We start from the raw sequence: 8,713 nt of genomic DNA, 5'->3' as shown, positions 1-8,713 counted from the left end.
GGGGTAAGGGGATGTTTGAGGGCTGATCGTGCATGTCTTAACGGAAGTATCAGAAAAGGTAGTTAATGATGCGTGCGGCACCATCTTAAGCGTTGAAAGAAGTCATCGCTCGTAAATGATGGTTAAACCCCGGCCTGGTCATTCATCGAAATTGGTCAAAAAAGTTGACAGCTGGCCTTGGGTAAAGCGATTATCGAATTCGATGGGGTGACAACGACGCGAAGGCGCGAAACGGCCCCATTAAGATTATGGGAGGAATTTATGAAACATCGAAAGCTTCTTTCGAGTCTTCTGCTCGGAACAATGTTGGCAGGGCCGGTAATGGCTCAAGACAACATGGATAAGCTCACCAACATGCAGAAGACCGACGCCACGTTCACGTTCGTTGATCAAGAAGGCGAACGGGCCGAGGCGCTCAAGGCGATCGTTGAACACATCAATGTGCCTGAGGGGTTCGAAGTGAGCCTTTATGCCGTCGTACCAGACGCACGATCGATGGCAATGGCACCGCAAGGCACCGTTCTTTTTGCCGGGACGCGGAAGGACAAAATGTGGTCGATAGTCGACCGCGATCGGGATCGCGTGGCAGATGAAGTCAAGGACTTTGCGCCCTCAATTACCTTCGATATTCCGAATGGACCTTGTTTCTCTCCTGACGGCTTCCTTTACATTGCCGAACGAAATCGGGTGCTTGTCTTTCCTGCGGCCGAGTTTTTCTTTGAAGGTCCAGATCCGGCAGTTGGCGTCGTTGTTCCTCAGGGTGAGCTGATCCCGCCAGAAGAGGAGAGCTTCAATCACACCGCTCGCGTCTGCGACATTGGCCCTGACGGTAAGCTATACATTTCTCTCGGCCAGCCTCATAACGTGCAGCCTCTTGAAAAGATTGAGATGTATGATGAGATTGGCATCGGCGGAATTATCCGTATGAACACGGATGGAACAGGCCGAGAAGTCTATACCCGTGGCGTTCGCAACTCGGTTGGCCAGGACTTTAATCCGGCGACCGGCGAACTTTGGTGGACTGACAATCAGGTCGACGGAATGGGTGACGATATCCCGCCGGGCGAGCTAAACCGTCAAACGGCAGCGGGCCAGCACTTTGGTTTCCCGTGGACCAATTCTCGCATCGAAATCGTATCCGAAGCTGACTACCCGCGACCCGAGGGCGTCGAGTTTATTGAGCCTCAGCTAGAGTTGACTGCCCATGCGGCCGACCTCGGCATGCGCTTCTATCATGACGACAGTTTCCCCGAAGAATACCATGGCGGAATCTTTTGGGCGCAGCATGGTTCATGGAACCGCACGACGCCGGTCGGAGCACGCGTAATGTTTACGGCACTTGACCCAGAAACTGGAGATGCGGTGGGCGCACAAGTGTTTGCCGACGGCTGGCTCAATGAGGATACCGGCGAGTATCGTGGACGACCGATGGACATCGAATTCTTACCCGATGGTTCGATGTTGGTCTCTGATGACTTTGCCGGAGCCATCTGGCGCATCGCCTATAACCCTGCTCCTGCAGAATGAAGGTTGCATTTTTAACCATCCTCGGCGGGCTTTTGCTCGCCGGGGGATCACCGACCTTTGCTGGCGATCCGGCTACTGGGCGGAAGATCGCAAACATGTGCCGTACCTGTCATGGTATTGACGGTTACGCACAGATACCGATCGCGCCCCACATAGGCGGTGAACCAAAAGAATATCTCGAAGCGCAGCTGATGGCATTTAAGACAGGTGCACGTGAACACGAGATGATGTCTGTTGTTACGGCGAGTCTTTCGGCCCAACAAATTTCGGACGTTGCCGCTTGGTATGCATCTCACAAAGCAGTTGCGACCCTAGCCGAAGGTGTGACTGAGGATGATGCGCCTGCCGCTTGCGTCTCCTGTCATGGCGCCGACGGCATCTCGGTTCTTCTGGACGCTCCAAATCTCGCAGGCGAGGTTAACATCTACATCGATACACAACTGAAAGCGTTTAGGAACGGCAATCGAGAGCATGAGATAATGTCGGAAATCGCAGCAGATCTCAGTGACGCTGAAATTCGGGAGATCGCGGATTGGTACGCCAACGTGCAATTGGAAATTCAGGTTTCGGAATAGTCGAACGGAAAGGCTCAGTGTGCCGTTCTTTGGCGGTGCGTTGTGCGGTCCAGTTTCTCGGTGGAAATAGCGACAATTCTCGCGGTTATGCCGCTGCTACCTGACACCCGTTGCACCCGTAACACCCGTGACAAAAAAATTGAAATGACCCCCGGCCAGCGCGAGCCAGCCGGGGACCTTGATTAGGGCAGTCTGCGGGCCACTACATAATCAGCCAACCACTGCCAGTAGGCTGCTGCATCAGCAAAGCCCTGACCTCTGGCTGCTACGTTCTCCGCCTCAGAACGAGAAAGACCGCCATCGTACTCAGCGATAGCGGCCCTCTCCTCGAAGCCTTCGATGTCGGGGATCTGGGTCATGACACCGGCACCCTGATCTGGTCCACGATGTCCCGCTTCTGCTCGTCACTGATGCCAGCGGAGTAGATGCTGTAGGTGATCCCGTTCTCTGACCGGGCGGACTTATGCCCCACCAGAGAGGCGGTGAAGTGCTCTGGCACACCCGTTCGCTCACACTGGGTGATGAACCACTTACGGGTCGAATGGAACACCAGACCGGGACGATCTATGCCCAGTGTCTCCCTCAGAACCGCGAACCGCTTGGTGATGTCATTTACCTTGAGGTCAGGAAACAGAGGTCCACTGCTTGGCAGGGACGACAGAACAGCATCCAGGTGGGCATGCACCGGCACCAACCGATCTGCTGCATCTGTCTTCAGCAAGCGAAGGGCATTGGGCCTGACATGGAAGAAGCATCCAAGGTTTCCCTTGGCGACGATATCTTCCCGGAGCAGTCCTGCTGCCTCCCCAGCCCGCATACCCGACAACAGACACACCAACATCACCTTGCCGATGACGGGGTCATTCCTCCTGAGCAGGGCCAGGACTTCCTTGTCTGTGGGAACAGCATAGGGTCTGTGCTTCACCTTGGCCTCGAACCGGACCGAGGAGAACGGGTTGGTCTCCAGCTCTCCCTCATAGACACACCAGTCCAGCCAGTGCTTCACCTGTGACCAGATACGGCGCTGGGTCCGCCCGGTGATCCGCTTGGGGCTGGATCGGGACCAGTCCACAGAGGCGTCCAGGGACAGGCCCTGGGTCTTTCTCGACTTGCCGAGGTACGGGCTGAGCTGGGCAATCAGAGACAGGAACTCTTTACCGTGGTCCCGAGACAGCTCTGACAGGGTCAGGTCTCCATACTTCGACTGGAACAACTCCAGAGAGTACCGGACAGACTTGAACCCACCCGGACGCAGGTCCCTCTGCCGAAGCAGGAGAAATTGCCGGACCGCCTTGTGGACCGTCAGCGAGGGCGTGTCCTGAACCTGATACCGAACGGGCTCAGAGTGCTGCAGAGTGGCCCGGAGACGCGCGAGAGCCTGTTCCGATGGGGTTGCCCATTCAGAGGTGGAAGGGTCTCCCAGCGTGTCCCTCTGTGGCAGAGACAAGGCCCCCGACAGGACCTGCTGGACAGTGTCCTCGTACCGGGTATTCACCTCCGCAGCTCTCTTTCGAGCAACCTTGGCGTCACTGGTCTTGAGGGATTGCTTCAGAGCCTGTTGGCCGACGATGGCGGCAACTTCCTTCGGGTAGTTCCGACGATAGAGCCATGTCTGACCTTTCAGGTAGGCATAGCGAATGGGAGCAGAAGACATAGGTCCTCTCCTTTCTTGGTGTTCTAACGATGTGAGGGGGGATCAGCCTTTGGCGCGGCTGTGGACGCGAAGGATCAGGTCGTAGTCGGGCTCGCCGTACTCGTCCTTCAGGGGGCCGGTGAGGGAGACCCCTCCGACACAGTCCTCCCACACGTCGGTGACGCGGAAGAGGTGTTCAGGCCACTCGTCTTCGAAAGCGCGGATAACGACAATGTCGTCTTCCTTGAGGTCCAGCTTGGTCATGCTCAGGCCCTCCGTGTCAGGAGGTCAGGCAGGACAGCCCCGAGGACGAAGCTCAGCGGTACCGGCAGTGCCAGTGGTGAGGCCCAGCTGGGCAGACAGGCCAGCACGATTAGAATGACAGCCAGTGTCTGTGGGATCTCCAGTGAACGGTCTGAGTACCGGCTCAGAGCCAGTGAGAGGGCCAGCCGACAGCCGACCCCAGCCGCCAGAAGCAGCGTGAAGGTGGTAAGCATCTATAGTTCTCCTATGAAGGGGTTCTTCTTCTATAGATGCTTGGAGTTGCTCGGTTTCTTGGTGGGGCGACCAAGCCGGTTCGCGCCTGCACATACAGTGTTCCCGCCGGTGGTGTTCAGCGCGGCGATGAATTGTTCACTTTTATAGCTTGAAAATTAATAATCCATCTACATATGTGAACTGTCCAATTATGGGCACCCCAGGAAGCCGATGGTGAGTAACCCGCACTCCAAGGCTTTCTGAGGCAATCACTGTCGGTTTCTACGCGATTTTATTTTAGGCGTACGCCGACGTAGCGGGACATTTAGAAGGAAAACTATGAAGATTGAAACAAACCAGAACGCTGATTTCGGGTATATTTTGTGGTGCACTGACGAAAGCGGCTTTGTCTGTGTTGATGACTCCGGCGAAGGTCATGCGATCTCGCCGGAACAGTTTGAGAATGAAACAGGCCACAGCCTTGAGGACCTAGATCGGGCCTTCGAAAACGAAACTCCGCTTTACCTGTGGCAGCACTCTGCACACTTTAAGGTTGAACGTATTGATGTCGATCCGGAGCAAGTCAAGCGGGATGAGGCGTTCGCTGACTCTGATGAAGCAAAAGAACTGCTTAAGCTAATCAACGAGGCCGAGAAAAACGGCACGCTGAATGCTCTGGCAGGCGCTTACAAGCATTAAGTGGGCCTAGTTGTCTTTCCATTCTGGTGAGGACTGTGAACTCGACTTCCTCGGCTGGCTCGCGCTGGCCGGGGCTGAGTGTGTTTTTTTGTTTTGGCTGTGACGGGTGTAACGGGTCTCGGAGTGCGAACTCGCCAACAACCTATGCTATTGCATGCCAGCCATCAGATGCCTTGGGCCTAAACAAAACATCAGAAACACTAAGTAGGAATGTCCACCCAGTCGTGCCGAGGTAAGCATCACGACTGGGCAGAATGACCCATGCATGTGGTGCAAGGGCCAAAGCCGTAAGCTCAGCAGTCCTCAGCTGGGAGCATGGTCACGTCGGAATAGCGACCTTCGGAAGTAGTGATCCGTGCGCAAGCGCCGGTGTCGCGGTTGAACCAATATGTGGTCAGGCCTTCGCTGCGAATGCTTTCATAACCGAGTGCACGAAGACCGCCTTCGGCTTGACCGGCACGCGCGCCTTCGAAGGATGTTACGTCTGTTGAACTGCCAACCGTGGGCATACCTTGAGCAGGCGCCGAGGAAGACCCAGTGTCTTCGACGCAAGCCGCAAGGCTAGCAAGTGCGATGGACCCGATTGTAAGTTTGACAAGGCTTTTCATGATTTACCTTTTCCTTTCAGTTGATTGCAAAGGTTGAAGTTTCGCTGATTGCTGCCGGCAGTCAGTAGATGCCCATGTAGACAGCGTAATGCGCGCTCGAATGACCGCGGTTGATGACTTCCACGACATGGTCGCCGTTCATGAACAGCTCACCCTGAAAAGGTAGTGTGTTCGGCACTTGATCCAGCAGGACGCGGCCATTCGGCAGGAAGATCTGGTAAGTGATCGCCGGATCGCTATTGACGAAATGAACCTCGAGGGTCTGTCGGCTAGCTGCCCCGAGTAAAAAGCGAATGCTGCTGCCTGGAGAAAGGTTGCCGGTCTTTTGCTGGCCCGATGTCCCAGCCATGAACTGCACCCGTTCTGTCCTGGTTGTAGGTTCTGCCGTTGAGCTGGTGTCTTGCGCCAATGCCGAGCCCGACTCGACCAGGTATTCGCCAGCTACCCAGCCTGTCGCATCGCCGTCTGCGATCTGGCACCACCGTCGGCCCTCACTGTACTGACAGCCGCGGTTCTCGACAATCATACCACGGTGCAAGCGTGCGACAGTCGGCGATGAGGCCGACGGAGACGTATGAACGTTAAGGGTGCTGTGGACATTCACGCGCCAGTAGTCAGGACCGCCCTGCATACCATCCGCATAATCTGCTTGCGGTTGTGACTGGCCGCCACCAGCCATCTCGACATATGGGTTGCGACCGTCGTTTGAAACGAGACAGCGCCAAGTCGTTCCGCGGCCATCCTCGAGCATCACAAGAGAGTTGGCCTCCGAGAACTCAGTGCTCAGAACCGAGCCTCCGCCAGCCGCCGGGGCCATGGCGCGAACCTGGTCGATACAGGCATCGATCGCATCCTGACTGACTTCGGCAGCGTGTAGCGATCCGCCTGCAAGTGCAAGAGCACAGGCAAGTGCCGTAGATTGAATCTTCATAGTTGGCCTCTCCTAAGTCTTGATGTGGTCATTCAAGGGATTTGCTGGAACGCAGTCGTAAAATACCTTTACCTAGAAAGGCCGTGTAAACAATTCGGTATCGTCATTCGAAGTCCAATGCCTCACGGTGTCCGATGCCTTGGTCTAGGAAAAGTAGATAACGGCATCTTAAAGTCTCTTTAGGCGCCCACCCCCCACCTTACCCCACACCAGTAAGACCCATAAGGGACCTCTCTCCTATGTATTCTACCTCCATTGCCAATACCTATTTCCCACTGCCTCACTGCTTGTGCAAATCACGCAATTCATTCGACGTCTGGCGTTCGGATGTACTTTTTGCATGAACAAGAGTGGGAGATGCATGCTCCTCTGTAAAAGCCCGCAGAGCCGCCTGGCGAGCCTCTTTCTCCGAACCAAAGGCTTCTATCCATACACGGCTGTTGCCGTTGGGCTCAACAAGCTCCAGCGTCCAAGTCTGCTCGGTTTCAAGCCGATAGATACGGATACGGAATATCTGCCCATCAACGAGAAGGCTGACGCTCTTGGGCGAGGAAATGAGTTTTGGGACAGAAAAAGCCATGACTTTCAATGTTATTGACAATGATAACGTTTTGGCAAGGCGCACCGAGTCCAGCTCGTGAGTCACCGCTTCACACATCAACACGCGGTTCTTGATTGTAATGAGAAAGACCCCGGCTATACTTGATATTGAGGCAATTAGATCAAGCGAGACCAAATATGGGCAGAGGATCAATACACAGATCGGTACATCGCAGACGGGTGCTTGCAGGGCTCACCACAGGGGTCGGCATGCTGGCTTTGCCCGGAGCGGCAGAAATTATCATCGACATTGATGCAATGAAACCGGGCGAGTTTGCCTGGCATCCGGAGATGTCCCCGCATGGGAGCGTGGCGATCATCGTGTCGTTGCCAGAGCAGAGGGTTCATGTCTACCGTAACGGCATCCGGATTGCCGTGTCCACCTGTTCGACAGGCAAGCCGGGCCATGAAACGCCCACCGGGATTTTCACGATCCTGCAGAAGGACAAGGACCACCGCTCCTCCACCTACAACAACGCCCCCATGCCAAATATGAACCGGCTGACATGGGACGGGGTAGCGCTGCATGCCGGCAAACTGCCCGGCTATCCGGCCTCTCACGGATGTGTGCGTCTGCCGATGGCATTTTCCGAGCGCCTCTTCACCATCACACATGTCGGAACGCCTGTCATCATTGCCGGGTCGCACACAGACCCCTGGGAGCTCACGCATCCAGGCCGGCTGCTCACCGGAGGCGCAGAAGGACGGATGGAAATGGCCGTCGCCGAACTGGACATGGAACACCATCCCTCGGATTGGCCAGTGGATGCGTCTTATCCGGTGAGTACGCTTCTGGCGTCTTCGGCTGAGCGGCGCATCTATCTGTTCAGCAATGGACGCGAGATCGCATCTGAATCCATCTCCATCGCTGGAAACGGCCCTTTTGGTGAACATGTGCTCATTCTCGAGCGCCACGGCAACGTGGTTAAATGGGTTGGCATCACGCACCATCCGGACCCGATGCAACCTCAAAAACCTGAGGAATCCGTGGTCGACAGAATCCAGGTGTCTGATGCGTTTAATCGGCAGCTCAGGAGCGTGTTGCATCCGGGCATGACGATGATTGTCTCGGACTTGCCAAGCCATCCGGACCGGCGCTCTGACGAAGACTTTGTCATCCTGTCTTCGTGAACCGAGAGAGTAGGGGGACAGATCAAACCCGTACGCGACGCGCTCCCTCGGCTCGGATACTTCAGACTGATGCTTGCAATCGCGACCTTCTCTTGGCTCGGAAAAGGGACTAAACTAACCGGCGTCTTCGTTCGGCTCGATGTGTTCGCCGATTATGTCGGAAGATGAGCAGTTCAGCATCTCACACAGTATTGGCAACTCTTCTGCGTAGAGCCGAGTTCTTCCAAGTTCGATCTGGTTAAGTCGAGTGGAGCTGTTGTGTCCTAGCGCTTTAGCAAGTTCACACTGGGTCAGGCTTTTCCGCTTGCGAAGTTCTCTCAAGCGTGCCCCGATTTCCCGCCTGGTTATTTCCAATTCGCGGTCGAACATATAGATATGAATGTCTGCAATTGACGTTTTGTCAACTTCGTTCTGAGAGCGCATACTCCAGCTGTTCGTGCCCTTTATGCTCTCCCCAGTCATTCACCGCTATCAGTCCGAAGGTCAGCTTTCCCCTCCAGAGGCTGTTATCCGTACCGATCTACCTTCCCCC

General features: G+C 55.4%; 12 protein-coding genes. 4 read left to right on the top strand and 8 right to left on the bottom strand.

Features of this window, described 5'->3' with window-relative positions:
- Positions 1-261 precede the first annotated feature (261 nt).
- Positions 262-1,527, top strand: coding sequence for a PQQ-dependent sugar dehydrogenase (locus MGEO_RS20600; RefSeq protein ID WP_085641623.1), 1,266 nt, complete (start codon positions 262-264; stop codon positions 1,525-1,527).
- Positions 1,524-2,102 carry a c-type cytochrome gene (locus tag MGEO_RS20595; protein ID WP_085641622.1) on the top strand — a complete coding sequence of 193 codons (579 nt, stop codon included), beginning with the start codon at positions 1,524-1,526 and terminating at the stop codon, positions 2,100-2,102. The genes MGEO_RS20600 and MGEO_RS20595 overlap by 4 nt, the downstream gene beginning before the upstream one ends.
- 182 nt (positions 2,103-2,284) lie before the next feature.
- Here the strand turns inward: MGEO_RS20595 and MGEO_RS21630 are convergent, their stop codons facing one another.
- Genes MGEO_RS21630 through MGEO_RS20580 form a run of 4 tightly spaced genes read right to left on the bottom strand, consistent with a single transcriptional unit; the run spans position 2,285 to position 4,232 of the window.
- The gene (locus MGEO_RS21630; RefSeq protein ID WP_170102939.1) at positions 2,285-2,461 is read right to left on the bottom strand and encodes a hypothetical protein; all 177 of its coding nucleotides are present in this window, start codon (positions 2,459-2,461) and stop codon (positions 2,285-2,287) included.
- A complete protein-coding gene (locus tag MGEO_RS20590) occupies positions 2,458-3,756 on the bottom strand; it encodes a DUF6538 domain-containing protein (protein ID WP_085641621.1) in 1,299 nt (432 codons plus the stop codon). Before MGEO_RS20590 ends, MGEO_RS21630 begins: the two co-directional genes overlap by 4 nt.
- A 42-nt stretch (positions 3,757-3,798) precedes the next feature.
- On the bottom strand, positions 3,799-3,999 hold the full coding sequence (locus MGEO_RS20585) for a hypothetical protein (protein WP_085641602.1): 201 nt from the start codon (positions 3,997-3,999) through the stop codon (positions 3,799-3,801).
- Between the two features lie 2 nt (positions 4,000-4,001).
- Positions 4,002-4,232, bottom strand: coding sequence for a hypothetical protein (locus MGEO_RS20580; RefSeq protein WP_085641620.1), 231 nt, complete (start codon positions 4,230-4,232; stop codon positions 4,002-4,004).
- 319 nt (positions 4,233-4,551) lie between these two features.
- On the opposite strand from MGEO_RS20580, the gene MGEO_RS20575 reads away from it, so the two are divergent.
- Complete coding sequence (locus MGEO_RS20575) at positions 4,552-4,911, top strand: hypothetical protein (RefSeq protein ID WP_085641619.1); 360 nt, start codon at positions 4,552-4,554, stop codon at positions 4,909-4,911.
- A gap of 293 nt (positions 4,912-5,204) precedes the next feature.
- On the opposite strand, the gene MGEO_RS20570 is transcribed toward MGEO_RS20575, so the two are convergent.
- The 3 genes from MGEO_RS20570 to MGEO_RS20560 all read right to left on the bottom strand — a co-directional run bounded on the left by MGEO_RS20570 (position 5,205) and on the right by MGEO_RS20560 (position 7,039).
- Positions 5,205-5,519, bottom strand: a complete 315-nt coding sequence (locus MGEO_RS20570) for a hypothetical protein (protein WP_085641618.1) — start codon at positions 5,517-5,519, stop codon at positions 5,205-5,207.
- A 61-nt stretch (positions 5,520-5,580) separates the two neighbouring features.
- A complete protein-coding gene (locus MGEO_RS20565; RefSeq protein WP_085641617.1) occupies positions 5,581-6,450 on the bottom strand; it encodes an SH3 domain-containing protein in 870 nt (289 codons plus the stop codon).
- A 280-nt stretch (positions 6,451-6,730) separates the two neighbouring features.
- Complete coding sequence (locus MGEO_RS20560; RefSeq protein WP_211297972.1) at positions 6,731-7,039, bottom strand: hypothetical protein; 309 nt, start codon at positions 7,037-7,039, stop codon at positions 6,731-6,733.
- A gap of 221 nt (positions 7,040-7,260) precedes the next feature.
- Here MGEO_RS20560 and MGEO_RS20555 point away from each other — a divergent pair, with 221 nt between their 5' ends.
- On the top strand, positions 7,261-8,181 hold the full coding sequence (locus tag MGEO_RS20555; protein ID WP_233140052.1) for a L,D-transpeptidase: 921 nt from the start codon (positions 7,261-7,263) through the stop codon (positions 8,179-8,181).
- 114 nt (positions 8,182-8,295) lie between these two features.
- Here the strand turns inward: MGEO_RS20555 and MGEO_RS20550 are convergent, their stop codons facing one another.
- Complete coding sequence (locus tag MGEO_RS20550) at positions 8,296-8,550, bottom strand: helix-turn-helix domain-containing protein (protein WP_158091078.1); 255 nt, start codon at positions 8,548-8,550, stop codon at positions 8,296-8,298.
- Positions 8,551-8,713 lie beyond the last annotated feature (163 nt).

The organism is Marivita geojedonensis (assembly GCF_002115805.1).
Taxonomy (GTDB): domain Bacteria; phylum Pseudomonadota; class Alphaproteobacteria; order Rhodobacterales; family Rhodobacteraceae; genus Marivita; species Marivita geojedonensis.
Note: the sequence above shows the minus strand (reverse complement) of the source record. Positions and strands in the feature narration are given on the sequence as shown.

Excerpts from the sequence above, each read along its gene's own strand:
- MGEO_RS20600 (WP_085641623.1), top strand. The coding sequence starts at position 262 with ATGAAACATCGAAAGCTTCTTTCGAGTCTTCTGCTCGGAACAATGTTG.
- MGEO_RS20595 (WP_085641622.1), top strand. The coding sequence starts at position 1,524 with ATGAAGGTTGCATTTTTAACCATCCTCGGCGGGCTTTTGCTCGCCGGG.
- MGEO_RS21630 (WP_170102939.1), bottom strand. The coding sequence starts at position 2,461 with ATGACCCAGATCCCCGACATCGAAGGCTTCGAGGAGAGGGCCGCTATC.
- MGEO_RS20590 (WP_085641621.1), bottom strand. The coding sequence starts at position 3,756 with ATGTCTTCTGCTCCCATTCGCTATGCCTACCTGAAAGGTCAGACATGG.
- MGEO_RS20585 (WP_085641602.1), bottom strand. The coding sequence starts at position 3,999 with ATGACCAAGCTGGACCTCAAGGAAGACGACATTGTCGTTATCCGCGCT.
- MGEO_RS20580 (WP_085641620.1), bottom strand. The coding sequence starts at position 4,232 with ATGCTTACCACCTTCACGCTGCTTCTGGCGGCTGGGGTCGGCTGTCGG.
- MGEO_RS20575 (WP_085641619.1), top strand. The coding sequence starts at position 4,552 with ATGAAGATTGAAACAAACCAGAACGCTGATTTCGGGTATATTTTGTGG.
- MGEO_RS20570 (WP_085641618.1), bottom strand. The coding sequence starts at position 5,519 with ATGAAAAGCCTTGTCAAACTTACAATCGGGTCCATCGCACTTGCTAGC.
- MGEO_RS20565 (WP_085641617.1), bottom strand. The coding sequence starts at position 6,450 with ATGAAGATTCAATCTACGGCACTTGCCTGTGCTCTTGCACTTGCAGGC.
- MGEO_RS20555 (WP_233140052.1), top strand. The coding sequence starts at position 7,261 with ATGCTGGCTTTGCCCGGAGCGGCAGAAATTATCATCGACATTGATGCA.
- MGEO_RS20550 (WP_158091078.1), bottom strand. The coding sequence starts at position 8,550 with ATGTTCGACCGCGAATTGGAAATAACCAGGCGGGAAATCGGGGCACGC.